This window comes from Pseudomonas sp. EA_65y_Pfl1_P113 (assembly GCF_963970525.1).
GTDB classification, from domain to species: Bacteria; Pseudomonadota; Gammaproteobacteria; order Pseudomonadales; family Pseudomonadaceae; genus Aquipseudomonas; species Aquipseudomonas tritici.
The window spans coordinates 179,904-205,381 of record NZ_CAXAQM010000009.1; the positions used below are offsets into that span (position 1 = coordinate 179,904).

The 25,478-nt window shown below is 59.3% G+C and carries 25 protein-coding genes and 2 pseudogenes; 18 read left to right on the top strand and 9 right to left on the bottom strand.

Annotated features, from left to right (window positions below; translation table 11 throughout):
- Positions 1–59: 59 nt before the first annotated feature.
- Together AACY52_RS11435 and AACY52_RS11440 are read right to left on the bottom strand one after the other, a co-directional pair.
- Positions 60–1,454, bottom strand: a complete 1,395-nt coding sequence (locus AACY52_RS11435; protein ID WP_339420430.1) for a HAMP domain-containing sensor histidine kinase — start codon at positions 1,452–1,454, stop codon at positions 60–62.
- A complete protein-coding gene (locus AACY52_RS11440) occupies positions 1,432–2,115 on the bottom strand; it encodes a response regulator transcription factor (protein WP_065876088.1) in 684 nt (227 codons plus the stop codon). Before AACY52_RS11440 ends, AACY52_RS11435 begins: the two co-directional genes overlap by 23 nt.
- 300 nt (positions 2,116–2,415) lie before the next feature.
- Here AACY52_RS11440 and AACY52_RS11445 point away from each other — a divergent pair, with 300 nt between their 5' ends.
- Positions 2,416–3,321 carry a hypothetical protein gene (locus tag AACY52_RS11445; RefSeq protein ID WP_339420431.1) on the top strand — a complete coding sequence of 302 codons (906 nt, stop codon included), beginning with the start codon at positions 2,416–2,418 and terminating at the stop codon, positions 3,319–3,321.
- Between the two features lie 216 nt (positions 3,322–3,537).
- On the opposite strand, the gene AACY52_RS11450 is transcribed toward AACY52_RS11445, so the two are convergent.
- On the bottom strand, positions 3,538–4,446 hold the full coding sequence (locus tag AACY52_RS11450) for a MurR/RpiR family transcriptional regulator (protein WP_339420432.1): 909 nt from the start codon (positions 4,444–4,446) through the stop codon (positions 3,538–3,540).
- Here AACY52_RS11450 and AACY52_RS11455 point away from each other — a divergent pair.
- The 14 genes from AACY52_RS11455 to AACY52_RS11520 all read left to right on the top strand — a co-directional run bounded on the left by AACY52_RS11455 (position 4,445) and on the right by AACY52_RS11520 (position 20,106).
- The gene (locus tag AACY52_RS11455; protein WP_339420433.1) at positions 4,445–4,627 is read left to right on the top strand and encodes a hypothetical protein; all 183 of its coding nucleotides are present in this window, start codon (positions 4,445–4,447) and stop codon (positions 4,625–4,627) included. The two genes, AACY52_RS11450 and AACY52_RS11455, sit on opposite strands and share 2 nt — an antisense overlap.
- 102 nt (positions 4,628–4,729) lie before the next feature.
- Positions 4,730–6,667 (top strand): 5-dehydro-2-deoxygluconokinase, encoded by a 1,938-nt coding sequence (iolC, locus tag AACY52_RS11460; protein ID WP_339428475.1) that lies wholly within the window; start codon positions 4,730–4,732, stop codon positions 6,665–6,667.
- A gap of 163 nt (positions 6,668–6,830) precedes the next feature.
- The gene (gene iolE, locus AACY52_RS11465; protein WP_339420435.1) at positions 6,831–7,739 is read left to right on the top strand and encodes a myo-inosose-2 dehydratase; all 909 of its coding nucleotides are present in this window, start codon (positions 6,831–6,833) and stop codon (positions 7,737–7,739) included.
- Positions 7,736–8,524, top strand: a complete 789-nt coding sequence (iolB, locus tag AACY52_RS11470) for a 5-deoxy-glucuronate isomerase (protein ID WP_339560503.1) — start codon at positions 7,736–7,738, stop codon at positions 8,522–8,524. Before iolE ends, iolB begins: the two co-directional genes overlap by 4 nt.
- 26 nt (positions 8,525–8,550) lie before the next feature.
- Positions 8,551–9,378, top strand: a complete 828-nt coding sequence (locus AACY52_RS11475) for a TIM barrel protein (protein WP_339428474.1) — start codon at positions 8,551–8,553, stop codon at positions 9,376–9,378.
- A gap of 157 nt (positions 9,379–9,535) precedes the next feature.
- On the top strand, positions 9,536–11,467 hold the full coding sequence (gene iolD, locus AACY52_RS11480) for a 3D-(3,5/4)-trihydroxycyclohexane-1,2-dione acylhydrolase (decyclizing) (RefSeq protein WP_339420438.1): 1,932 nt from the start codon (positions 9,536–9,538) through the stop codon (positions 11,465–11,467).
- A gap of 18 nt (positions 11,468–11,485) precedes the next feature.
- Complete coding sequence (locus tag AACY52_RS11485; RefSeq protein ID WP_339436551.1) at positions 11,486–12,496, top strand: Gfo/Idh/MocA family oxidoreductase; 1,011 nt, start codon at positions 11,486–11,488, stop codon at positions 12,494–12,496.
- 91 nt (positions 12,497–12,587) lie between these two features.
- Complete coding sequence (locus AACY52_RS11490; RefSeq protein WP_339560504.1) at positions 12,588–13,616, top strand: Gfo/Idh/MocA family oxidoreductase; 1,029 nt, start codon at positions 12,588–12,590, stop codon at positions 13,614–13,616.
- Positions 13,617–13,743: 127 nt separating this feature from the next.
- Positions 13,744–13,929 carry a hypothetical protein gene (locus AACY52_RS11495; protein WP_339420441.1) on the top strand — a complete coding sequence of 62 codons (186 nt, stop codon included), beginning with the start codon at positions 13,744–13,746 and terminating at the stop codon, positions 13,927–13,929.
- A gap of 49 nt (positions 13,930–13,978) precedes the next feature.
- Complete coding sequence (locus AACY52_RS11500; RefSeq protein WP_339420442.1) at positions 13,979–14,914, top strand: sugar ABC transporter substrate-binding protein; 936 nt, start codon at positions 13,979–13,981, stop codon at positions 14,912–14,914.
- A gap of 65 nt (positions 14,915–14,979) precedes the next feature.
- Complete coding sequence (locus AACY52_RS11505; RefSeq protein WP_339436552.1) at positions 14,980–16,533, top strand: sugar ABC transporter ATP-binding protein; 1,554 nt, start codon at positions 14,980–14,982, stop codon at positions 16,531–16,533.
- Between the two features lie 26 nt (positions 16,534–16,559).
- Positions 16,560–17,582 (top strand): ABC transporter permease, encoded by a 1,023-nt coding sequence (locus tag AACY52_RS11510; protein ID WP_339420444.1) that lies wholly within the window; start codon positions 16,560–16,562, stop codon positions 17,580–17,582.
- A 346-nt stretch (positions 17,583–17,928) separates the two neighbouring features.
- Positions 17,929–18,333, top strand: coding sequence for a TraR/DksA C4-type zinc finger protein (locus AACY52_RS11515; protein WP_003191666.1), 405 nt, complete (start codon positions 17,929–17,931; stop codon positions 18,331–18,333).
- Positions 18,334–18,879: 546 nt separating this feature from the next.
- On the top strand, positions 18,880–20,106 hold the full coding sequence (locus tag AACY52_RS11520; protein WP_370468021.1) for a methyl-accepting chemotaxis protein: 1,227 nt from the start codon (positions 18,880–18,882) through the stop codon (positions 20,104–20,106).
- A gap of 117 nt (positions 20,107–20,223) precedes the next feature.
- Here the strand turns inward: AACY52_RS11520 and AACY52_RS11525 are convergent, their stop codons facing one another.
- From AACY52_RS11525 to AACY52_RS11535, 3 genes are all read right to left on the bottom strand, one after another.
- A complete protein-coding gene (locus tag AACY52_RS11525; RefSeq protein ID WP_339420447.1) occupies positions 20,224–20,460 on the bottom strand; it encodes a DUF2789 domain-containing protein in 237 nt (78 codons plus the stop codon).
- Positions 20,461–20,528: 68 nt separating this feature from the next.
- Complete coding sequence (locus AACY52_RS11530) at positions 20,529–20,759, bottom strand: hypothetical protein (RefSeq protein ID WP_159961506.1); 231 nt, start codon at positions 20,757–20,759, stop codon at positions 20,529–20,531.
- Positions 20,760–20,907: 148 nt separating this feature from the next.
- Complete coding sequence (locus tag AACY52_RS11535; RefSeq protein ID WP_339420448.1) at positions 20,908–21,147, bottom strand: hypothetical protein; 240 nt, start codon at positions 21,145–21,147, stop codon at positions 20,908–20,910.
- 417 nt (positions 21,148–21,564) lie between these two features.
- Between AACY52_RS11535 and AACY52_RS11540 the strand changes: the two genes are divergently transcribed.
- Positions 21,565–22,014 carry a hypothetical protein gene (locus AACY52_RS11540; protein WP_050554011.1) on the top strand — a complete coding sequence of 150 codons (450 nt, stop codon included), beginning with the start codon at positions 21,565–21,567 and terminating at the stop codon, positions 22,012–22,014.
- A gap of 134 nt (positions 22,015–22,148) precedes the next feature.
- Complete coding sequence (locus AACY52_RS11545; protein ID WP_339437750.1) at positions 22,149–23,165, top strand: ABC transporter substrate-binding protein; 1,017 nt, start codon at positions 22,149–22,151, stop codon at positions 23,163–23,165.
- Between the two features lie 77 nt (positions 23,166–23,242).
- Here AACY52_RS11545 and AACY52_RS11550 read toward each other — a convergent pair.
- Together AACY52_RS11550 and AACY52_RS11555 are read right to left on the bottom strand one after the other, a co-directional pair.
- Positions 23,243–23,976 (bottom strand): annotated as a pseudogene (locus tag AACY52_RS11550) (TonB-dependent receptor domain-containing protein); the annotation flags it as partial.
- A gap of 1 nt (position 23,977) precedes the next feature.
- Positions 23,978–24,261: pseudogene (locus tag AACY52_RS11555) on the bottom strand (DUF2946 domain-containing protein); the annotation flags it as partial.
- Positions 24,262–24,411: 150 nt separating this feature from the next.
- Here AACY52_RS11555 and AACY52_RS11560 point away from each other — a divergent pair.
- Positions 24,412–24,849: a DUF3995 domain-containing protein gene (locus tag AACY52_RS11560; RefSeq protein ID WP_339420450.1), complete on the top strand. Its 438-nt coding sequence runs from the start codon at positions 24,412–24,414 to the stop codon at positions 24,847–24,849.
- 6 nt (positions 24,850–24,855) lie between these two features.
- On the opposite strand, the gene AACY52_RS11565 is transcribed toward AACY52_RS11560, so the two are convergent.
- Positions 24,856–25,239 carry a hypothetical protein gene (locus AACY52_RS11565; RefSeq protein ID WP_339420451.1) on the bottom strand — a complete coding sequence of 128 codons (384 nt, stop codon included), beginning with the start codon at positions 25,237–25,239 and terminating at the stop codon, positions 24,856–24,858.
- Positions 25,240–25,478: the final 239 nt, after the last annotated feature.

Below are 25,478 nucleotides of genomic sequence, written 5' to 3' on the forward strand. Positions count from 1 at the left end.
CTGCACATCTAATGTGGGAGCGAGCGAGCCCGCTCCCACATTTTTGATCGGTGTGAATCTCAGGCTTTGGGCATGAGCTGCTGGCGGCATTCCAGCACCAATCTGGCACCGCCTTGTTCGCTTGTACCCACGTCCAACTTGAACCCATGCAAGTTGATGATCGCCGCCACAATCGACAAACCCAACCCGAACCCGCCTTGTTGGTCACTTTCATCCACGCGATAGAAGCGTTGGAATACCGACGCACGTTCTGCCAGTGGTATGCCGGGCCCGGAGTCGTGGACTTCGATGCGTGTGCTGCCCGCGTCATTTACCGCGCGCAAGATCACTGCGCCGCCCGGCGGGGAGAACTTGATCGAATTGCTCAGCAAGTTGGACAGGGCTTCGAACAGCAGCGCGCGGTCGCCGGTGATCCAGGGCAGGGACTCTGGGGTGTCGAGCACCAACTGCAATTCGCCTTCCTCGGCCAGGGGCAGGTAGAAGTCGTGCAGTTCACGCAGCAGTGGCAGTGGGTCCATCACCAGAAAGCCGGAGCGGCGCTGGTGGTCTTCCAGCTCCGAGATGCGCAACAGCCCGCGAAAGCGCGCCATCAGCGTGTCGGTTTCGGCAATCGCGTCGTCGAGTTTCACTGCGTAGCCCGACTCCGCCTCGGCCTCCTGCTTGATGCGGTACAGCTGCGCGCGCAGGCGCGTCAGCGGCGTGCGCAGGTCGTGGGCGATGTTATCGCACACGCCCTTGACCTCGTTCATCAGCTTCTCGATGCGGTCGAGCATGGCGTTGACGATGGCCGCGAGCATGTCCAGCTCATCGCGCCGGTTTGACAGCGGCAGGCGGTGAGTGAGGTCACCGGCGACGATGGCTTCGGCACTGGCCTGGATCCCGCGAATCCGCCGCAACGGGCGCCGGCGCAGCAAGTGCCAGCCAGCCGCGCCTGGGATAATGGTCAACGACAGGGCCCAGAGCAGGGCATGCCAGATGATCCGGGTCACGCCAAACAGCGAGCCGTTGGCGCGCACCAGCACCAGCCAACGGCCGTCTTCGGTGTGGGTGGCCACCGCGTCGCAGCTGTCCTTGGGCAGCTTGGGGTCGTCGGATTCGACGCAATTGACCAGGGCGTGGATCTTGCCGTCCAAGGGCAGGTCCGGCGGCACTGCGCGGATCGGTCCACTGAGCGGGCGGAATTGCTCATCGAACAGGCCATAGGCGTCCACGCCCTTCATGTCGAAGGTCATGCTGGTGGTCAGGGCTTCCACCAGTTCTTCGCCGTCGAAGCGCTGGAATAAGTGTTGGCGCTGCATCAGGGAGTGGCGCGACAGGTCGCTCAGGTAACCCGACACCTCGTAATACAGCACCCCCATCAGGATGCAGCTCCAGGCCACGAACAACGAACTGTACAGCGCCAGCAAGCGGCTGCTGGAAGAGCGCCAGCCCTTAGATGGGTTCAGCAATGACATAACCGGAACCTCGTACCGTGCGGATCAGCGGCGTGAGGCCCGGTGGGTCGATCTTCTTGCGCAGGCGGCCGATGTGCACGTCGATCAGGTTGGTGCCCGGGTCGAAGTGATAGCCCCAGACTTCTTCAAAGATCATCATCCGCGACAGGATCTGCCCGGTGTTGCGCATCAGGAATTCGAGCAGTTTGTATTCAGTGGGCAGCAAGCTCAGCGGTTGGTCGGCGCGGCTGGCTTCGCGGCTGATCAGGTTCAGTTCCAGGTCGGCCACGCGCAGGGCGGTTTCGAATTCCTTGACCGTGCTTTTGCGCCGCAGCAGCACTTCGACGCGCGCCGCCATTTCGTCGGACGCGAACGGCTTGGTCAGGTAGTCGTCACCCCCGGCGCGCAGGCCGCGCACACGCTCATCGACATCGGAGAGGGCGCTGATCATCAGGATCGGTGTCGACACCCCGATAGTGCGCAGGGTGGTGACGATGGCCAGGCCATCGAGTTCCGGCAGCATGCGGTCGAGAGTGATCAGGTCGTAATCCCCACTCACGGCACGGACCAGGCCTTCGCGGCCGTTGTCCACCCAATCTACATCCAGTCCATGGCTACTCAGCTCGGCGACGATCTCGCGGGCTGTTACGGCATCATCCTCGATGGTCAAAATACGGGTCATAGGATTACCTGGTGAGCGATTCACACTAGAAGTGTGGGCATTTTGCCAAGAAATGGCTGAACGCTTACTAAATAAAAAGTCATCTTGGCAAAACTGACACAGATTTTATGGCCGCGAACGATGGAATGCATAACGCCCGCCTCAAACGATCAATGCTTGCAACTTGCATGATTTTCGTAAGTTCAAATTACTTAAGCTACTGATTTACAAAGATATTAAATTCCATGTCGACTGGCACGCTGCCTGCACTGCCCCTTTTGAGACTTGCAACACCATTTTTCCTGCCGGGAGCAAAAAATAATGATTACATCCTCATCCACGCTACAAGAGTCGAGCACGCGCTCCGGGGTTTCCTGGGGCGCGATTTTTGCTGGGGCGGCGGCGGCGGCTGCACTGTCGCTGATCCTGGTACTGCTGGGCTTCGGCCTGGGCTTTTCGGCGGTGTCGCCGTGGGCTGACAGCGGCATCAGCGCCAAGGGCCTTGGCGTTTCCACGATTATCTGGCTGGCCTTTACCCAGATCGTCGCGTCCGGGCTAGGCGGCTACATCGCCGGCCGGTTGCGCGTGAAGTGGGCGAATATGCACGGCGATGAGGTGTACTTTCGCGACACCGCCCATGGCTTCCTGGCCTGGGCCGTCGCCACGCTGATTACCGCAGTACTGGTGGTCGGCTCGGTCGGCAGTGTGGTGAGCGGTGGCGTGAAAGCCGGTGCCAGCGTTGCAGCCGGCGCGGCCAGTGGCATGACCCAGGCCGCCGGCAGTGCAGCCAAGGGTGTCAGCGGCGGTGATTTCGACTACTACGTCGACAGCCTGTTTCGCGATGATCGCCCGGTGGCCGTCGGTGACGACGCTGCACATGGCGTGGTCGCCCGCATCTTCACCCGCACCCTGAGCAACGACGGCCAACTGGCCGCTGAAGACCGTGCTTACCTGGCCCAGTTGATCAGCCAGCGCACCAACCTCAGCCAGGCTGATGCCGAGGCGCGTATCGACAAGGTCTACGGCGACGCCCGTAAAGCCGTTGAAGACGCCAAGCTCAAAGCCAAGCAAGCCGCCGATACCGCTGCGAAAGTCGCTGCCTATACGTCGCTGTGGACCTTCATTGCCCTGCTGATCGGTGCCTTCTTCGCCAGTTTCGCTGCAACTTATGGTGGTCGTCGTCGCGATGCCGTGGTGTATGTCGAAACCGAACACTTCGTCCGTTAATTAATTCAAGGAGAACATCATGCGCTCATTACTTCTGTGGTTCCTCGGCATTCCGATCCCGATCATTATCCTGATTGCGATCTTCATGTAATTTTGCTCGCGCCTCATCCAAGCCGCGCCTGACCAACAGGCGCGGCTTTTTGCTGTAATGCCAGCCATCACGCGCAGCGTGGCCGAGCGCGCGCAGATCCCGTCGCGCAGGTGGCGTAAGCGCGGTCAGTCGTCAAACCCAACCTGCTCGTGTATCTCGTCCACCTTCAACTCCAAACGATACGCCACCGCAATAAACAACGCCTGGCACAGGCACAACGTGGCGCTTAACGAACGAAACGCAAACGACGAGCCCTCATTTACCAGCAACACCGCGTTCGCCCGTTTGGCCAGGGGCGACAAGTTACTGTCGGTGATAATCAACGTTTTGGCCTGATGAAGCTGGGCAATCCGCAGGCAATGCTGGGTCTCTTTGCCGTAGGGCGTAAAGCTGATTGCAATCACCAGGTCATTGGCGCGCACGCTGCGCATCTGCTCGCGGTAGCTGCCGCCCAGGCCCGAGATCAGGTGGATGCGTTTGTTGGTGTGCTGCAGGTTGTAGACCAGGTAATCGGCCACCGCAAACGAGCGGCGCACGCCGACCACGTAGATGTTGTCGGCGTTGACCACCAGGTCCACGGCCTTGTCGAACGCCACGTCATCGAGTTCCAGCCCCAGGCGCTCGATGCCCGACAGGGTCGCGTTGACGCACTCACGCGCCAGGTCGCCGCCGCTGGCCTTCTGCGACTTGTTGGCGATCATGCTGCGGATGCGCTGCTGGTAGTTCTGCACCGGTGTGGTCTTGTGGGTGTAGGCCTCGCGAAACAGCGCCTGCATCTCACTGAACCCGCTGAAACCGAAACGCTGGGAAAACCGCACGATGGCCGACGGGTGCACTTCGCACTCGCGAGCGATATCGCTGATACGGTCGACCATGATCCGGTCGCTTTGCTGGCTCATGTAGCTGGCGATGCGTTTGAGTTGGCGTGGCAGGCTTTCGTATTCGTCGGTGATCAGCTGCAACAGGCGTTCGGCATTGATCGGAGGGCTGGCGGGCGTTTCTTCCAGGGCGGGCTCGTGATCGGTGCGGGACATGGGCAATCCTTCTGACGGTTCTTCTGATGCGCTGATGAGTGGCGCAAGTCTACAGGGTAGGCACAAAAAAATACCTGCGCATCACGGCCGCCGTGGCCTGCTGAAACGATGCAGTCTCGCTGGGCTGCCCCTGCGCAAGCCTAATGGAAAAAATATTCCAAAGAAAAAATATCTAGAATAAATATTGATTGGCGTCGACGGACGTTCTAGTCTGCTCCCACCAAGAGCGTTTGCCGCCACCACGACGGCACAGCGCAGGCTGATAAAAATAACAGGAGCCAGCATGGGCCAGACTCGTTTTGCCAGTGGGCGTCAATTGGATCTGATTTGCCTCGGGCGCCTGGGCGTCGACCTCTATGCACAGCAAGTCGGTGCGCGGCTTGAGGATGTGTCCAGCTTTGCCAAATACCTCGGCGGTTCTTCTGCCAATATCGCCTTTGGCACCGCACGGTTGGGCCTCAAGTCGGCGATGCTGAGCCGGGTGGGTGATGACCACATGGGCCGTTTCCTACTGGAATCCCTGGCCCGCGAAGGTTGCGATGTCAGCGCCATCAAGGTCGACCCTGAGCGCCTGACCGCTTTGGTGCTGCTCGGCCTCAAGGACCGCGAAACCTTCCCCCTGGTGTTCTACCGCGAAAACTGCGCCGACATGGCCCTGCGCGCCGAAGACATCAGTGAATCTTTTATTGCCAACAGCAAGGCGCTGCTGATCACCGGCACGCATTTCTCCACCGATGGCGTGTACAAGGCCAGTATCCAGGCCCTGGACTATGCGGCCAAGCACAACGTCAAGCGCGTGCTGGATATCGACTACCGCCCAGTGCTGTGGGGCCTGGCGGGCAAGGCGGATGGCGAGACGCGGTTTGTCGCCGACCAGAACGTCAGCCAGCATGTGCAGAAAATCCTGCCGCGCTTCGACTTGATTGTCGGTACCGAAGAAGAATTCCTCATCGCGGGTGGCAGTGAAGATTTGCTCACCGCACTGCGTAAAGTCCGCGAGCTGACCCCGGCGACCCTGGTGGTCAAGCTCGGCCCGCAGGGTTGCACGGTGATTCACGGCGCCATCCCCGTGCGACTGGAAGACGGCGCCATCTACCCCGGTGTGCGCGTTGAAGTGCTCAACGTGCTCGGTGCTGGCGATGCCTTTATGTCGGGTTTCCTCAGTGGCTGGATCAATGACGCCAGCGATGAGCGTTGCAGCCAGTTGGCCAATGCCTGCGGCGGTCTTGTGGTATCGCGTCACGCCTGCGCGCCGGCCATGCCGACGCCTGCCGAGCTTGAGTACCTGTTCAACAGCCCGGTGCCGATCACCCGGCCGGATCAAGACGTGACCCTGCAACGCCTGCACCGCGTCTCGGTGCCGCGCAAGGCCTGGAAGCAACTGTTCGTGTTTGCTTTCGACCACCGTTGGCAGTTGGTGGACCTGGCGCAAAAAGGTGGCCAGGACCCAACGCGCATCAGCGATATCAAGCAGCTGTTTATCCAGGCCATCGAACGCGTCGAGAACAAGCTCGCCGAGCAAGGCATAGAGGCCGATGTGGGCCTGCTGGCCGACCAACGCTTCGGCCAGGACGCTCTTAATGCGGCCAGCGGCCGTGGCTGGTGGATCGCGCGTCCGGTGGAGGTGCAGAACTCGCGTCCACTGGCGTTCGAGCACGGCCGCTCGATTGGCAGCAACCTGATCGCCTGGCCCCAGGAGCAAATCATCAAATGCCTGGTGCAATTTCACCCCGACGACGAGCCGTTGCTGCGCCTGGAACAGGAAGCGCAACTCAAGGCGGTGTACGAAGCTTCACTGGTCAGTGGCCATGAACTGCTGCTGGAAGTCATCCCGCCAAAGGATCACCCGTCCACTTACCCGGATGTGCTCTATCGCAGCCTCAAGCGCTTGTACAACCTGGGTATCTACCCGGCGTGGTGGAAGATTGAGGCGCAGTCGGCCGAGGACTGGAAGAAACTCGACGAACTGATCCAGGACCGCGACCCGTACTGCCGTGGCGTGGTGCTGCTGGGCCTGAATGCCTCGGCTGAGTGTCTCGCCGATGGCTTCCAGCAAGCCAGCCAGAGTACGACGTGCCGAGGCTTTGCCGTGGGCCGCACAATCTTCCAGGAGCCGAGCCGGGCGTGGATGGCGGGGGAGATTGATGATGAAACCCTGATCCAGCAAGTCCAGGCCACGTTCGAGCAGCTGATCAATGCCTGGCGAAGTGCCCGAACCTAAACCCGTTTTCCAACTTGAAATGCAATCAAATGTGGGAGCTGGCTTGCCTGCGATGCTGGCAACTCGGTCTATCAGGTACACCGAGTTGATGCCATCGCAGGCAAGCCAGCTCCCACATAAAGCAGATCCCATGCAACTTTGAAGAACAATAAAAGGTGCAGCCATGCCCGCAATCCGAATTGGCATCAACCCGATTTCCTGGAGCAACGACGACCTCCCGGCCCTGGGCGGCGAAACGCCCCTGAGCACCGCCTTGAGCGAAGGCCAGGAAATCGGTTACGAAGGCTTCGAACTCAACGGCAAATTCCCCAAAGACGCCAAAGGCGTCGGCGATGTGCTGCGCCCTTATGACCTGGCACTGGTCTCCGGCTGGTACTCCAGCCGGCTGGCCCGGCGTTCAGTGGCCGAAGAAATCGAGGCCATTGCCGGCCATGTCGAGTTGCTCAAGCAAAACGGCGCCAATGTATTGGTCTACGGCGAAGTCGCCGATTCGATCCAGGGCTCGCGCATCCGCCTGATCGAGCGCCCGCGCTTTCACAGCGAACAGGCCTGGCAGGATTACGCCGACAAGCTCACCGAACTGGCGCGTTTCACCCTGTCCCAAGGCGTGCGCCTGGCGTACCACCACCATATGGGCGCCTACGTCGAATCCGCGGAAGACATCGACCAGTTGATGAAACGAACAGGCCCGGAAGTCGGCCTGCTGTTCGATTCGGGCCACTGCTACATGGGCGGCGGCGAACCACTGGAGGTACTGCGTAAACACATCGACCGCATCTGCCACGTGCATTTCAAGGACGTGCGCAAGCCTGTGGTGCAACTGGCGCGTAACCAGATGTGGAGTTTTCCCGACTGCATCGTCAACGGCACCTTCACCGTGCCCGGCGACGGTGATATCGACTTCGCCGAATTGCTCGATGAGTTGCTGGCCGCGAACTATGAAGGCTGGCTGGTCGTGGAAGCCGAGCAGGACCCGGCTGTGGCGCCCAGCTATATCTATGCGAAGAAAGGTTACGACACCCTACGTACTCTGCTGAATGATGCCCTGCTGAATGAGAGGACTGCAAAATGAGCTTGTTGGTCAAGAGCAGCAAACACGGACAAACCATGGTCGCGCTGGAAGCAGGGCGCCTGGAGTACGTGGGCTTTTCCGCTTACCGGCTGAGCCTGGGCGAAACCCTGCCGGTCAGCGCCGGTGATAAGGAATTGTGCCTGGTGCTGCTCAGCGGTCGCGTGAACATTGAAGGCGAAGGCTTCAACTGGCAGAACCTGGGTGATCGCCAATCCGTGTTTGAAGACAAATCGCCGTTCGCCGCTTACCTGCCACCGGGCACCGATGCCCAGGTCACCGCCTTGAGCGACGTACAGATTGCCGTCTGCGCCGCGCCGGGTGCGGACGGCTACGAACCTCGCCTGATCCGCCCGGAGAACTGCAAACGCAGCGTGCGCGGCAAAGGCGCCAACACCCGCTACGTGTGCGACATCCTGCCCGACAGCGAGCCGGCCCATTCGCTGCTGGTGGTGGAGGTACGCACGCCGTCCGGGCATTCGTCGAGCTACCCGCCGCACAAGCACGACACCGACGACCTGCCGCACCAGAGCTTTCTTGAAGAGACCTACTACCACCAGGTCAACCCGCCCCAGGGCTTTGTGTTCCAGCGCGTCTACACCGACGATCGCAGCATTGACCAGGCCATGGCCGTGGAAAACAGCGACCTGGTGTTGGTGCCCAAGGGCTATCACCCGGTCAGCGTGCCGTATGGCTATGAATCTTATTACCTGAACGTGATGGCCGGCCCCAAGCGCGCCTGGCATTTCCATAACGATCCGCAGCACAGTTGGCTGCTGGATCTCTAAGCGGTTTTGGACGGAGAACAACAACAATGAAGTCGCCTTTACGTTTCGCCCTTAACCGCATGGTCGCCCCCAACCTGTCCCTGCCGGACTTCATCCAGTTGGCCGCAGCGCTCAAGTGCGATGCCATCGAGATCCGCAATGACCTTGCGGGCAAGCAAATCGAATTCGGCACCCCGGCCAGCCGCGTGCGCGAGTTGTGCGCAGCGCAGGGCATCCAGGTGCTGTCGATCAACGCGCTGTACCCCTTTGACGTGTGGAACGAGGAGCGTCGCGCCCAAGCGATCCAGCTCGCCACCTATGCCCGCGAATGCGGCGCCCAGGGCCTGGTGATGTGCCCGTTCAACGAGCGAGGCGATACGCGCAACGAAGCGCAGCGTGCCGCCGGGTTGCGCACGGCCTTGAGCGAGCTGGCGCCGATTCTGCGCGAATACGCGATTCTCGGTTTTATCGAACCCCTGGGCTTTGAGGAATGTGCCCTGCGCCGCAAGCGCGTGGCGGTGGATGCGATCCAGTCCATTGGCGGCCTGGACGTGTTTCGCCTGGTGCACGATACCTTCCATCATCACTTGGCCAGCGAACATGAGTTCTTTCCGGAATTGACCGGGCTGGTGCATATCTCGGGTGTGGAAGATGCCGAGGCGCCGCTCGATTCGATTCGTGACGGCCACCGCGTGTTGGTGGGCGAGGGTGACATCCTGGGCAACGCGGCGCAGATCGATACGCTGCTCACTACTGGATACAGCGGCTATTTGTCGTTCGAGCCATTTGCCGAGAGCGTGCATGCGTTGGTGGATATCCAGCAGGCGTTGGGCGCGAGCATCGCCCATTTGAACCAATCTCTGGTTCAACGCTGAACCCAATGTGGGAGCTGGCTTGTCGGGTCGCCGCATCGCTGCGATAGCGGTTTATCAGATACAGATTCATTGCCTGACACACCGCATTCGCGAGCAAGCCCGCTCCCACATGGGATCACTGTTGATCGACAGATTTGCATTCATTCAAGGTGCGAACATGACCACAACAAGATTGACCATGGCCCAGGCCCTGGTGAAGTTCCTGGATAACCAGTACATCGAAGTCGATGGCGTGCAGAGCAAGTTCGTCGCCGGGGTATTCACGATTTTCGGCCACGGCAACGTGTTGGGCCTGGGCCAGGCCCTGGAGCAAGACAGCGGTGACCTGGTGGTGCACCAGGGCCGCAACGAACAGGGCATGGCCCACGCCGCCATCGGTTTTGCCAAGCAGCACCTGCGCCGCAAGATCTACGCGTGCACAGCTTCTGTGGGCCCCGGCGCTGCCAACATGCTCACCGCCGCCGCGACGGCGACCGCCAACCGTATCCCGTTGTTGCTGTTGCCTGGTGATGTGTATGCCAGTCGCCAGCCCGACCCGGTGTTGCAACAGATCGAGCAGTTCCATGACCTGAGTATCAGCACCAACGATGCCTTCCGCTCCGTGAGCAAATACTGGGACCGCATCAACCGCCCCGAGCAGTTGATGACTGCTGCAATCCACGCCATGCGCGTGCTTACCGATCCGGCTGAAACCGGTGCCGTGACCCTGGCGTTGCCCCAGGACGTGCAGGCCGAGGCCTGGGACTATCCAGATTATTTCCTGCAAAAACGCGTGCACCGTATCGAACGTCGCCCGGCCACCGCCGCGATGATCGCTGATGCGCTGGCGGCTTTTCGCGGCAAGCGCAAGCCGCTGATCATCTGCGGTGGCGGCGTGAAGTATTCCGGTGCCAATGCTGCACTGCAGGCCTTTGCCGAACGCTTTGATATCCCCTTCGCCGAAACCCAGGCGGGCAAGAGCGCTGTGGTCTCCAGCCATCCGCTGAACGTCGGTGGGATCGGTGAAACCGGCTGTCTGGCGGCGAACCTGCTGGCGCCCGAAGCAGACCTGATCATCGGTGTCGGCACGCGTTATACCGACTTCACCACCTCGTCAAAATCACTGTTCAAGCACGCCGAGGTGAAGTTTCTCAACCTCAATATCAGCCCCTGCGACGCCTTGAAACTGGACGGCGTGCAGGTGTTGGCTGACGCGCAAGTCGCCCTTGAAGCACTGGCCGTTGCCCTGGGCGATTATCGTTCGGGCTGGAGCGAGCAGATCCGCGACGCCAAGGCGCAGTTGGACGCCGAAGTGGACCGTGTGCATCAGGTGGAATATGACGGTGACGGCTTCGTGCCTGAGGTCGACGACCACCTGGACCGCGCGGTGCTGCGTGAATTTATCGAGCTGACCGGCTCGTGCCTGACCCAGAGCCGCGTACTCGGCGTGCTCAACGAAACCCTGGCCGACGACGCCATTATCGTCGCCGCCGCCGGCAGCCTGCCCGGCGACCTGCAGCGCGCCTGGCGCAGCAAGGGCGTCAACACCTATCACGTTGAGTACGGTTATTCGTGCATGGGCTATGAGATCAACGCTGCTCTCGGTGTAAAGCTCGCCGAGCCAACAAAAGAGGTCTACGCCCTGGTCGGCGATGGCTCCTACATGATGCTGCATTCGGAACTGGCCACCTCGATCCAGGAGCGCCGCAAGATCAACGTGGTGCTGCTCGACAACATGGCTTTCGGCTGCATCAACAACCTGCAGATCGGCAATGGCATGGACAGCTTCGGCACCGAGTTCCGCTACCGCAACCCCGAGAGCGGCAAGCTCGACGGCGGCCTGGTGCCGGTGGATTTCGCCATGAGCGCGGCGGCCTATGGCTGCAAGACCTACAAGGTCAGCACCGTGGAGCAACTCGAAGCGGCGCTGGCCGATGCACGCACTCAAACGGTTTCTACGCTGATCGATATCAAGGTGCTGCCCAAGACCATGATCCACGGTTACCTGTCGTGGTGGCGGGTGGGTGTGGCGCAGGTCTCCACCAGCGAGCGCACAAATGCCGCCGCAAAAAAACTCAATGAACACCTGGCGAAGGCCCGGCAGTACTGATAACAAGAGGAGTTGTGTATGTCTTTGAAGCTTGGAGTCATCGGCACTGGCGCTATCGGCCGTGACCATATTCGTCGTTGCAGCCAGACCTTGCTCAACAGCCAGGTAGTGGCGGTAACCGACATCAATCTTGAGCAAGCCGCCAAGGTTGTCGCAGAGTTGAAGCTGGATGCTGAGGTGTACGCCGACGGCCATGCGCTGATCAATTCACCACAGGTCGAGGCCATTCTGGTCACTTCCTGGGGGCCGAGCCACGAAGCGTTCGTGCTCGCGGCCATCGCCGCCGGCAAACCGGTGTTCTGCGAAAAGCCCTTGGCCGTGACGGCTGAAGGCTGCCGCAAGATCGTCGACGCCGAGGTGGCCTTCGGCAAGCGCCTGGTGCAAGTCGGCTTCATGCGCCCCTACGACGAGGGTTATCGCGCATTGAAAGCCGTGATCGACAGCGGTCAGATCGGCGAACCCCTGATGCTGCACTGCGCGCACCGCAACCCGACGGTGGGCGAGAACTACAAGACCGACATGGCGATCACCGACACCTTGATCCACGAACTGGATGTGTTGCGTTGGCTGCTCAACGACGACTACGTCTCGGTGCAAGTGGTGTTTCCACGCAAATCCAGCAAGGCCCTGGCCCACCTGCGCGACCCGCAGATCGTGCTGCTGGAAACCGCCAGGGGCACGCGTATCGATGTCGAAGTGTTCGTGAACTGCCAGTACGGGTATGACATCCAGTGCGAAGTGGTGGGGGAGACCGGTATTGCCAAGCTGCCGGAGCCGTCCCAGGTGCAAATGCGCAGTGGCGCGAAGTTGTCCAATGCGATTCTGATGGACTGGAAGGATCGGTTTATGGGTGCCTATGACGTGGAGTTGCAGGCGTTTATCGACAGCGTACGCGCCGGGCAGGTCGGCGGGCCGTCGGCGTGGGATGGCTTTGCGGCGGCGGTGGCGGCGGATGCGTGCATAGAAGCGCAAAATAGCGAGCAGATTGTGAAGGTGAGCTTGCCGCAGCGTCCGCACTTCTACGGCTGACCGCGATCCCACAGATGGAATGCAGTCAGTGTGGGAGCGAGCTTGCTCCCACATTTGAATTGGGTTTCCACTTCAAGTAAGGAGTGTATGCATGCGAATCGGTCTAGTCGGCTACGGCCATGGAGGGCGCTTCTTTCATGCGCCGCTGATTGCAACCCTGCCAGGCGCGACGTTCGTCGGTGTGGTGACTCGCTCACCCGAACGCCGCCAGCAACTGGCAACCGACCACCCTGGTGTCAGGGCTTTTGACAACATCGGTCAAATCGTCGAAGCCGGCGTCGACGCCTTGGTCATCTCCACCACCCTTAAAGGCCGCCCAGCCCTGGTGCTCGAAGCCATCGAACACGGTGTAACCGTGGTCAGCGACAAGCCCTTCGCCGCCAACGCCGAACAGGCCCAGGCGGTGATCACCGCGGCTGAACGCCAAGGCTCACTGCTCAGCGTCTACCAGAACCGGCGCTGGGACTCGGACTACCTGACCCTGCGCAAACTCATCGACGCCGGCGCCTTGGGCAAGATCACTCGTTTCGAATCCCGCGTGGAACGCTACAGCCCGCAAGCCATAGGTAACGCCAGCGGCGGTGGTTGGCTGCGCGACCTGGGCAGCCACTTGGTCGACCAGGCCCTGCAACTGTTCGGCCCGGTAGATCGGGTGTTCGCGCAACTGCAATACACCGCCGAACACCCCACGGTGGACCACGGTTTTTTTGTGTCCCTGACCCACGCCAACGGTGTGATTTCGCATCTGTGGGGCAATGGCCTGCAAAACAGCCAGGCGCCGCGCTTTCGCGTCAGTGGCACCTCTGGCTGCTACACCGTCGAAGGCTTGGACGGCCAGGAAGAAGCGCTGATGGCCGGCAAGTCGCCGAAGACCGAAGGTGAGCATTGGGGCGCTGAAGAACACCGCCGCTGGGGCTGGTTCGAACAAGGCCCGGACCGCGAGCGGGTGCCGTCTGAAAAGGGCTGTTGGATGCAGTTCTATCGACAGTTGCAATTGGCCGTGCAAGGGCAGGGGCCGCTGCCGGTGGATGCCTATGATGCGCTGGAAACCACCCGTATATTGGACGCTGCCCGCCTGAGCGCCGAGCGCCAGCAGGTGGTCTCAACAAAAATAGAATAAAATTCTAAAACAGGTTGATATGGAAATTTTTTTCCAATAAAGTCTTTTCCAGGTTGCATATAGTACGTTCGGACTCGATCTGCACGACTCAACAAAAACAAGATCAAAAACAACCAGGTACCGTCAGATGAAAATCTTCAACGCTGTACTGCGAGTTTTACGCCCTGTCCTAGCGCCACGCGGTCTGCCCCGCGCCCGGCCGTTCTACTTCTCCTTCCTTAATGTGTTGTGCGTCGAAAACAAGGGCGCGCTGGTCTGCTGCATTCCAGGCGCACCGCTGGTTCGACTGCCCCATTCGCAAGCCCCGCTCTGATCAACGTAACGTCCAACAAAACCAACAATAATGTGGAGACAGACCGTTCATGAAGACCCCGATCCGTTTTACCGCGCTGGCCTTGTCCATGATGCTGGCGAGTGGCTTTGCCAGTGCCGCCGATATCAAGGTGGGCGTGAGCATGTCCGCCTTCGATGACACCTTCCTGACCTACCTGCGCGAGGACATGGACAAGCAAGCCAAGTCCTACCCCGAGGGTGACGGCGTGCAATTACAGTTCGAAGACGCGCGTGCCGACGTGGTCAAGCAGCTGAGCCAGATCGAGAACTTTATCAGCCAGAAAGTCGATGCCATCATCGTCAACCCGGTGGATACCGCTTCGACCAAGAACATCATCAATGCCGCCACCAAGGCGGGCATTCCGCTGGTGTTCGTCAACCGCCGTCCTGACCAGAAAGATTTGCCCAAGGGTGTCGCCGTGGTGGTCTCCGATGACACCGAGGCCGGCCGCCTGCAAATGCAATACATCGCTGAAAAGCTCGGCGGCAAAGGCAAGATCGTGATCTTGCTGGGTGACCTGGCGAACAACGCCACCACCAATCGCACCAAGGGCGTGAAGGAAGTCCTGGCCAAGTACCCGGACATCAAGATCGAGCAGGAACAGACCGGCATCTGGCTGCGCGACAAGGGCATGACCCTGGTCAACGACTGGCTGACCCAAGGCCGCGAATTCAACGCGGTGCTGGCCAACAACGATGAGATGGCGATTGGCGCGTCCATGGCCCTGAAGTCGGCGGGTATCAAGCCGGGCAGCGTGTTGATCGCGGGTGTCGACGGTACGCCGGACGGTTTGAACGCGATCACCAAGGGTGATATGGCGGCGTCGGCGTTCCAGGACGCCAAGGGGCAGGCGGTGGGCTCGGTGGAAGCGGCGCGCAAGATGGTCAAGAAGGAGCCGGTCGAGCAGAACGTGATCATCCCGTTCCAGTTGATCACGCCGGACAACGTCGCCCAGTTCAAGTAGCCCTGACATAACAACAATAAGCCGGCAGGGCGGTCGTGCCCGCCTTGCCGATGGAGTACCTTTCTATGCTCGCTCAAGCCGTTGTCTCGCAGCCTCCCGGTATCCAACCCCAGCTGTTGGAAGAACCCTACCTGCTGGAAATCGTGAATATCAGCAAAGGCTTTCCCGGTGTCGTGGCCCTGGCCGATGTACAGCTGCGCGTGCGCCCCGGTACCGTGCTGGCGCTGATGGGCGAGAACGGAGCAGGCAAGTCGACGTTGATGAAAATCATCGCTGGCATCTACCAGCCCGACGCCGGAGAAATTCGCCTGCGCGGCAAACCGATCGTGTTTGAAACACCCCTGGCGGCTCAGAAGGCCGGGATCGCGATGATCCACCAGGAACTCAACCTGATGCCGCACATGAGCATCGCCGAGAATATCTGGATCGGCCGCGAGCAGCTCAACAGCCTGCACATGGTCAACCACCGCGAAATGCACCGTTGCACCGCCGAGTTGCTGGCGCGCTTGCGCATCAACCTCGACCCCGAGGAACAGGTGGGGAACCTGAGCATCGCCGAGCGACAGATGGTCGAGATTGCCAAGGCCGTGTCCTACGACTCCGACATCCTGATCATGGATGAACCGACATCGGCCATTACCGACAAGGAAGTGGCCCACTTGTTTTCGATCATTGCCGACCTTAAGTCCCAGGGCAAAGGCATCGTCTACATCACCCATAAAATGAATGAAGTATTCGCGATCGCCGATGAAGTGGCGGTGTTCCGCGACGGCCAGTACGTCGGCCTGCAACGCGCCGACAGCATGAACAGCGACAGCCTGATTTCGATGATGGTCGGCCGTGAGCTGAGCCAGCTGTTTCCGGTGCGCGAGACGCCCATCGGTGACCTGTTGCTGTCGGTGCGCAACCTGACGCTGGACGGCGTATTCAAGGACGTTTCGTTTGACCTGCACGCCGGCGAGATCCTCGGCATCGCCGGGTTGATGGGCTCGGGCCGCACCAACGTGGCCGAAACCATTTTTGGCATCACCCCTAGCAGCAGCGGCCAGATCAGTCTGGACGGCAAGGCGGTGCGCATTACCGATCCGCACATGGCCATTGAGAAGGGCTTTGCTCTGTTGACCGAAGACCGCAAGCTCAGTGGCCTGTTCCCCTGCCTTTCCGTGTTGGAAAACATGGAAATGGCCGTGCTGCCGCACTACTCGGGCAACGGTTTTATCCAGCAGAAGGCCCTGCGTGCGCTGTGCGAAGACATGTGCAAGAAGCTGCGGGTGAAAACCCCGTCCCTTGAGCAATGCATCGACACCTTGTCCGGCGGCAACCAGCAGAAGGCCTTGCTGGCGCGCTGGCTGATGACCAACCCGCGCCTGCTGATCCTTGATGAACCGACGCGGGGCATTGATGTGGGCGCCAAGGCGGAGATCTATCGGTTGATCTCCTTCCTCGCCAGCGAAGGCATGGCGGTGATCATGATTTCTTCCGAGCTGCCCGAAGTACTGGGCATGAGCGACCGGGTCATGGTGATGCACGAAGGGGATTTGATGGGCACCTTGGAGCGCAGCGAAGCCACCCAGGAAAAAGTCATGCAGTTGGCATCCGGGATGACGGTAGTCCACTGACGTACAGAATAAAAAGGTGATGGGCTATGAATGCAATAACGGATAACAAACCCACGACGGCGCCAACCAAAAGTCGTCGACGCGTGCCCACCGAGCTGAGCATCTTCCTGGTGCTGATCGGCATCGGCCTGGTGTTTGAAGTGTTCGGCTGGATCGTGCGTGACCAGAGCTTCCTGATGAACTCCCAGCGCCTGGTGCTGATGATCCTGCAAGTGTCGATCATCGGCTTGCTCGCCATCGGTGTGACCCAGGTGATCATCACCACCGGTATCGACCTGTCCTCGGGCTCGGTATTGGCGTTGTCGGCGATGATCGCTGCCAGTTTGGCGCAAACCTCTGATTTTTCCCGGGCGGTATTTCCCAGTCTGACCGATTTGCCGGTGTGGATTCCGGTGGCGATGGGGCTTGGCGTCGGGCTGCTGGCAGGGGCGATCAACGGCAGTATCATTGCCGTTACCGGTATCCCGCCCTTTATTGCCACCCTCGGCATGATGGTCTCTGCCCGGGGCGTGGCGCGTTACTACACCGAAGGCCAACCGGTGAGCATGCTCTCGGACTCGTACACGGCCATCGGCCATGGCGCGATGCCAGTGATCATCTTCCTGGTGGTGGCTGTGATCTTCCATATCGCCCTGCGCTACACCAAGTACGGCAAGTACACCTACGCCATCGGCGGCAACATGCAGGCGGCGCGTACGTCGGGGATCAACGTCAAGCGCCACTTGATCATCGTCTACAGCATCGCCGGGCTCCTGGCGGGCCTGGCCGGTGTGGTGGCCTCGGCACGGGCTGCGACCGGCCAGGCCGGTATGGGCATGTCCTACGAGCTGGATGCGATTGCCGCCGCGGTGATCGGCGGCACCAGCCTGGCGGGCGGAGTAGGGCGCATCACGGGGACCGTGATCGGCGCACTGATTCTGGGGGTGATGGCCAGCGGGTTTACGTTTGTCGGGGTGGATGCGTACATCCAGGACATCATCAAGGGCCTGATCATTGTGGTGGCGGTGGTGATCGACCAATACCGCAATAAGAAGCAGCGTAAGCGTTGAGCTGCAAGCTGCAAGCTTCAAGCTGCAAGCTGCAAGTTTGATTAGCTTTACAGCTTGTCGCTTGCGGCTTGCGGCTTGCGGCTTATAGCTGTTCCACGAACTTTCCTGCTATAAACGCACTCCGATAACCATTCGCCGAGCCCGTCCTGGTGCTTTTGGGGGTTATCTCGGAAAAATTGCCTGTCTTTTCAGTTGCTGTGCCCTCAAGTCGGCCTTAGACTGCCGCCCCTCGTAAATTGAGTGCCGGGTGGCGCTTGAAATGGACGGCGCCCTTCCGAGACCTGCAGAGGTCGGCCGGAACGCTCCCTTATTCGCCTTAATGCACGTATTTTTTATAGAGAAATCAATGACAAAGGAAAAGTTGCTGGCCATGCCGGCGGATGACTACATGAATGCCGAACAGCACGCTTTTTTCGAGAAGTTGCTGCAAGACATGAAAGTGGAACACCACGAGCGCATCGAACAGAACCGTATCGCCATTGAAAGCCTGGACACTCCGGCCGACCCTGCCGACGCCGCTTCCGTTGAAGAAGAGCGCACCTGGCTGGTGAACGCCATCGACCGCGACCAGCGCATGCTGCCGCAACTTGAGCGTGCACTGGAACGCATCAAGGAAGATTCCTTTGGCTGGTGCGATGACAGCGGCGAGCCTATCGGCCTCAAGCGCTTGCTGATCAGCCCTACCACCAAGTACTGCATCGAAGCGCAAGAGCGCCACGAGCAGATCGACAAGCACCAGCGCCAAGCCTGATGCGGTGAAGCTGGGGGGGCGCTAAGCGGTCCCCCAGGGAAAGACTCGTTACACCCCCGTGTATTGATCTGTTGCAAGCTACCCCACTAAAGGCCCATGGATAATGGCCCGATAGTGGCGTTTAATGCAGCGACAATAACGATAAGCAGTGGGGTGACGAAGATGGCTGGGGAAGGATCTCTGACGGGCGCAGCAGTGGCGCCGCAATCGGTAGTGCGCGGGTTGGCCGCCTGGTTGACGCAGCTTACGCAGAGCATCGCCCTGGTGCTGATACTGTTGGGACTGGCATTTGCCAGCCTTCCGCTGTACGTCTGCCTGCCACTGGCCGTGCTGGTCATCTGGCTGCCTCGCCTGACACGTCGCACACCCGTTGTTACGTCTTGCGAAGCTGTCGATGCGATGGGTGAGTTGACTCGCGACCTGTCCTATACCACCAGCCATAACGCACTCTCCGCTGCCGGCGTGGCCTATTCGGTCAAGCAACTGGCGGCTCGCTTGCAGTCTCAGTTGAGTGCAGCCAAGCAGATTGTCAGCAGTGCCGAGGTGATGATTGGCACCGAAAAGGTCACCTCCCAGCTCAGCCGCGAGGCCCTGGGGGCCGCCAGCCAGGCCCATCAACGCAGCACCGAAGGCCACGAAGTGCTGGCCCAATCGATCACCCGCATGCACCAGCTCAGTCAGCGCGCCAATGCCAGTCGTGAACTGATCGAAGCCTTGAGCCAGCGCAGTGAGGAAATCCAGCGGGTGACCTTGGTGATCCAGTCCATCGCCAGCCAGACTAACCTGTTGGCGCTCAATGCAGCGATTGAGGCGGCGCGAGCCGGTGAGCATGGTCGGGGGTTTGCAGTCGTGGCGGATGAGGTGCGCGGGCTGGCAGGCCGTACGGCCACAGCCACTGATGAGGTTGGGGTGATGGTGGCCGATATCCAGCAACGCACGGCTCAGGTGGTGGAGCAGATTCGCCAGCTCTCGGCAGACTTGCACACGGGTGTGGAGCAAGTGGAGCGCGCCGGTGAGCAACTGCATAGCATCGCCAGCCTGGCGGCGGATGTCGAAGGCCAGGTGAATGAAATCGCCGAGGGCGCCGACACCAACCGCACCCAGTTCGACAGCCTGTTCCATGCCGTGGAACAAATGCGCAGCGACCTGGCGGTCAGCGATCAGCAAACCCGCCAACTGGCCGACGCCGCCGTGCAGATGGAAGGCCAAGCCGAAACCATCAGTGAACGCTTGGCGCAAGTCGGCCTGGATGACTATCACCAGCGGATCTACGACTTGGCCCGTGAAGGCGCCAGCCGAATTGCCGCGCAATTCGAGGCCGACGTGCTACAGAACCGCATCAGTCTGGATGACCTATTCGACCGAAGCTACACGCCGATTGCCAATACCACCCCAAGCAAGTACCACACCCGGTTTGACGGTTATACCGACCAGGTGTTGCCGGCGATCCAGGAAGATCTGCTGCCGAGGCATGAAGGGTTGGTGTTCGCCATTGCCTGCACGCCCCAGGGCTACGTGCCGACGCACAACAAGGCGTTTTCCCAGGCATTGACCGGCGATGTGCAGGTGGATGCAGTGCAGAACCGCACCAAGCGCAAGTTTGAAGACCGCACCGGGATCCGCTGTGGCAGCCATCAACAGGCGGTTTTGTTGCAGACTTACACCCGCGATACCGGTGAGCTGATGCACGACCTATCGGTGCCGATCGTCGTCAAGGGCCGGCATTGGGGTGGTCTGCGCCTGGGCTATAAACCCGAGGCTGTGAAGCGTTAACGTGACGTGGGCTTTTCCGGGATGGGCATAGGCATCGACACATCGTTGCAGTGAGCGGGACAAGCCCGATCACTGCAGGGGAATTTTCAGCCTTTGAACGTGAGTAGATATCTACCGTCAGTGCGGTTGATGCAGGCGTTGGTTCAGTTCGTCCACCGCAATCGCCCATTCGGCGTCTTCGCGCAGCTCTTCCTTGAGAAAACGTGCTTGTTGTGCGGACCAGAAAGGCGCATCGACCAACTTCACGTCGTCAGGCAAAGGGTGCGCAGCGATAAAGGCGTCGATAGCGTCTGGGGTTGAGTCCAGGCCCAATTGGTCAAACAGGGTTTCAAGGGTAGGGATTGGCGCGTCCATATCGTTCTCCATGCAGGGTGGTCGTTATGCATGGGAGGGTTGTGACGCAGTAGAGTTCTATCGGATTGTCAGGAATTCAGGGCGCCAGAATCTACGGCGGTTTTTAACGCTTTGGCGGCGTCCTTTGCTGCGATGGCGGCGGCGTCGACGGTTTTGAACCAGCGGTCTTTTTCGACCTGGTGGGTGGTGACAGTGGTCAGCGGTGGCTTGGCCCGCATGATGATCACTGCTTGAAACTCACCGTCTACTTCCCTTACGTCGCCATGGATGAAAAATTCGCCGATATCAAATTCCGTCACGTAGAGCCTTCCCTTGGAGATAACTGCACTGGAGAAACCTGGCCCGAGTGGGCACAAACTTCAGTGGACGGGCCAGTATGGCAGTTGTTGCGGGTCGGCGGCGCAGTTAAGTTAGCGGGCTGACGAAACGATCGATCGTTGGGTGCGCTTACAACATGGCTTCAAGTTTCTTGGCCAGTTCACAGGCCTTGACATGGTCGCTGCGAAAGCCTTTGATTCGACCGCTGAGCACTTCGCGGATGTGGAAGAAGTTTCTGCCGGCAGGTACGACTTGGTAAAGAATTGAATCCGAGTACCCTTCAAAGCCGTTCAAGCGGTAGTATTGAGCTTCGTCCTGAGAGGATGAACGGGGGGGCGAAGACATCGCGTTGTAGGTTGATCGTTGCATGGCCTGCTCCTTTCGATCGATCCGGACGACTTGATTGCAGCGTTGTAGCTGGTTTTCATCGGTGTTGCTGTTTTAGTATTGTCGTAGGCGACCAGCGCCCGGTTCCATGGCAGTGTGTTTATTTGAGTTTGCGTGTCGGAAAACTGCATTTTTAATTGGGTTATTCTCTGAAGTTGGTCGGCCCGTATTCTCGGGCCGTTGAACCTGTGATCTCCTGTGGTGCCTGATGACCTTGCACAAGGTCCATCACGTACGTCTGTACTAGTCTTGTGACTCGACAGCGGGATTTTCTTCAGTTTTTTTCAAAGAATGAGTGATGTGGTCGTGCCGTGAAGGCCGTTTTTTTGTGCTGTCCGCTCTGGCGGACAGCGCTCTTTTCGATGTGGGGGCGTTTCCTTGGCAGTCAGTAATCTGGATATGCACGCGTTGTTCGTGCTGGGTGATTTGCGCGCAAAGTTGGTCAAACAGTTTCAATCCCGTTTCGTTTACATCACCGAGCAGACGCCGGAAGGTATCTACATCGCCGAAATCGACACCGAGGCGGCGATGGTGGTGGACGACAAACCTCGCCTGGAACTCAAAGTCGGCGATCACTTCCGTGCGGCGGTATTGCCCAGTCGTGAGGGTGGCAAGTTCGAATTGAAGTTCCGCGACATCAAGCTGACCGTCTATGGCTTGGGCGACTACGCCTTTGTGTCCTCGGCCGAAGGCCAGGGCATCGTGTTCAAGGAAGGCCACAGCGTGATGCTAGTGTTTGCCGCCAATGAGCAACTTCAGGAAGGCCTGACCAAAACACTCAAGGCCGTGACCGGCAAGGCTGCCAAATGGCGCAAGGGTGAGCTGGTCACGTTCAAGGCCAGTGAATAATCAGCAAAAAAACGCGAACACCCGTTATCTCCCGGAACCTCTACTACAGTTGAGTTGACTTACTTGTTCAGAGGCTTCGCGCATACGCAGCAAAGCCTTCCGCTATTGGCTGCGATATCGCGAGGTGCTGAGGCATGAAAGGATTGAGAATACTGTTGGCTGCGTCCCTGACGACCCTAGGGCTGTCAATGGCCACATTGCCGGTGCGCGCCGCTGAGGCGCCGATACATTTTGCCGATCTGAACTGGGAAAGCGGCAGCCTGATCACCGAAGTGCTGCGGGTAATTGTCGAGAAGGGTTACGACTTACCCACCGACACCTTGCCCGGCACTACCATCACCCTGGAAACCGCCCTGGCCAAGAACGACATCCAGGTGATCGGCGAAGAGTGGGCCGGCCGCAGCCCGGTGTGGGTCAAGGCGGAGGCCGAAGGCAAGGTGGTTGGTCTCGGTGACACGGTCAAAGGCGCAACCGAAGGCTGGTGGGTGCCGGAATACGTGGTCAAGGGTGATCCCGCCAAAGGCATCAAGCCACTGGCGCCGGACCTCAAGAGCGTAAAGGACCTGGCGCGCTACAAGGATGTGTTCAAGGACCCGGAATCCCCAGGCAAGGGCCGCTTTCTCAACAGCCCTATCGGCTGGACCTCGGAAGTGGTCAACAAACAGAAGCTCAAGGCCTACGGTCTGGATGACAGCTACGTGAACTTCCGCAGCGGCTCAGGCGCGGCACTGGATGCCGAGATTGCCTCGTCAATCCGCCGGGGCAAGCCAGTGTTGTTCTACTACTGGTCGCCGACGCCGTTGATGGGGCGCTACAAGTTGATCCAACTGGAGGAACCGCCCTTCGATGCCGAGGCCTGGAAGACCCTGACGGATGCGGATAATCCTGATCCGAAGCCCACGCGCTCGTTGGCGTCCAAGTTGAGTATCGGGGTGTCTGCGCCGTTCCAGAAGGCCCATCCGCAGATTGCGCAGTTCTTTGAGAAAGTTGAGTTTCCGATCGAACCGCTGAATAAAGCCTTGGCGACCATGAGTGAAAATCACACAGCGCCACGAGAGGTGGCCCAGGCATTTCTCAAGGAACATCCGCAAGTGTGGAAGGCATGGTTGACGGAGGATGTGGCGCAGAAGGTTGAGGCGAGCCTGAAGTAACCTCGATCTCGCTGGCGAATGGAGATCAAAATGTGGGAGCGAGCAAGCACGTTCCCACATTCGATTGCATTGCAGGTTTATAACCTGGTTTGTACTGCCAGCTCGAAGGTTCTCGGCGCCCCCAGATAATACGCCGGCGACACATGGGCAAACTCGGCATACATCTCATTCGTTAAGTTGCGCACTCTGCCCGTCACCGAGGTATACGTGTCGACCGGGATGCTGCGGCTCGGTCACGGCAAAGTCCTTGCGCTGATCTTGTAGGTGGCCATGGTGGCCGAGCCACGGCACTCCAGATAGTCGAACTTGCTGCCCACTTCCCACTGCTTACCTGTCGAGACATCAAACACTTGTGTGGGGGTGCTTGGCTGCTCGGCGGCGGTGCTGTATTGCACGTACACATTGGCCGATGGGATGAATTGATAGGTCAGGCCTACGCGGCCGGTCACCGGTTCCCAGTTGCGTTTGGAGTGCCGAGGGTTGGTGGCCGTGACCACGCGGTGGTTGGTGACATCCAGGTCGATGGCGTCGTAACGCAGGCCGGTCAACAGCGACAATTTGTCGGTGAGGCCCAGGCGATTCTCCACGAACAGTGCTTTAGTGGTGACTTCGTTAGTCTTGTCTTTGCCGAAGCTCTCCCGGGTTCGCGGAATGTCGTAGAAGTCTCCAGGTTGCGGTAATCGCGTTGGCTGTCCTAGTCGTAGAGGGTATTTTTCAGGGTGGTGCTGTCGTTGATGCGGTAGTCGATGATCGAGCGCGCTCAGATCGTGCGCTGCTCGTAGCGGCCGTCGACGACGTTGATCCCGTTGAACAGCGGGCAGGGTGTCAGCAGCCAGGACGATAGCTGGCGTGGCGCATGGGGCTGTGGCAACACCGCCACATTCAGGCTGGAACTGACCGCCGGGCCCATACCGCCAGTGGAACGCAGCGGACAGCCAAACGCCTTGGACAGCGTGGGCAGGTTCTCCTCAGTGGAGTTGGACCGCTTGGGCGCCTGGGTGCGCGGGTCCACTGTACAGAACTGGCCGCCGATGCCATTGAGCTGCATCGCGACCATCTGCCCATGACCGATACTGCAGGCGAACACATTGAACAGGACGCAGCAATAGAACGTTCAGGCAATGAGCGAGCGGTCGGCACGGGCAAGTTTCATGGGGCGGCACTTTACCGTCAGCCGCCGACGAAATGCCTGCAGAAAATCTCAGGGGGGCTATCCTGATTCGGACCTTGTCAGAGAGAGCCAGTCATGAGCTTCGTAGTCGCACGATGGATTGTCGGCGTTTTTACATTCATCAGCATGGTGCATCTGTACTGGGCTGCCGGCGGCAAACTCGGCTTCTTAGCCGCCATCCCCCAACTGCCCGGAGAATTCGCCAGCGGACCCAAGCCTGCGTTCAAGCCCTCGGCGCTCGCCACGTTTCTGGTCGCCATGGGATTGGTGGCGATTGCGCTGATGGTGTGCCTGCGTGCGGGGTTGTACTTTTCGGCGGTATCCCATGGGGCGTTGCAGTGGGGGATCAGTGCGATTGCCTTGGTAATGTTTGCCAGGGCGATTGGGGATTCGGAATTGGTGGGGTTTTTCAAGAAAGTCGGCGGGTCGAGGTTTGCGAGGTTGGATACGTATTTTTATTCGCCGTTGTGTTTGGTGTTGGGGGTGGGGTTGTTGGTGGTGGCGTGGGGGTGAGGGGGGTTAAATATTTGTTGGGTATAGGGTGATTCTGGTCGCCCGCACGTCAACGTAACCAGATTTTTGAGTGATTGGTCGGTCGAGTTCAACAAGAACTATAGAGTCGCCAAATTGTAATGCAGCACATTCTTCGTCCGCGACTTGAATCAACTCGGCGGTTATTTGAGTGATACCGTTTATATCGGTGACCTGCGGGGTCGTATCGGAGGACGGAGTAATGTTTCGCCCCCAAGAAAAAATTTCATCCAGATCGAACTCTACGTCGTGTTCCTCGCCGATGTCGGGGGGGATCCCAGCCCATAGAGCGGTGCCACTACCGACAGATGATTGAAACCTGACGAGTAAAGTGTCCTTAGTAGAAAGTACTTCGATAATTCGTATCTTCATTTCACTTCTTCGGTAGTGGGACTCTAATAACAGTGTTGTCCACATTCATGGTGTTGGTTTTAAGCTCAAGAGTCCATGTCTCCTAATGGTAGTGATGTTTGCTTGGTTGGCTGTTCATTTCGTGCGAGCCATAGCGAATACTTCTTTTTGCGTCACTAGAAACTATCCTGTCGCGATCAGGTTTTCCAGTTCGTGGGTTGGTGTTCGTGTGGGGATGTGGCCCTAGAAATTCATCCCAC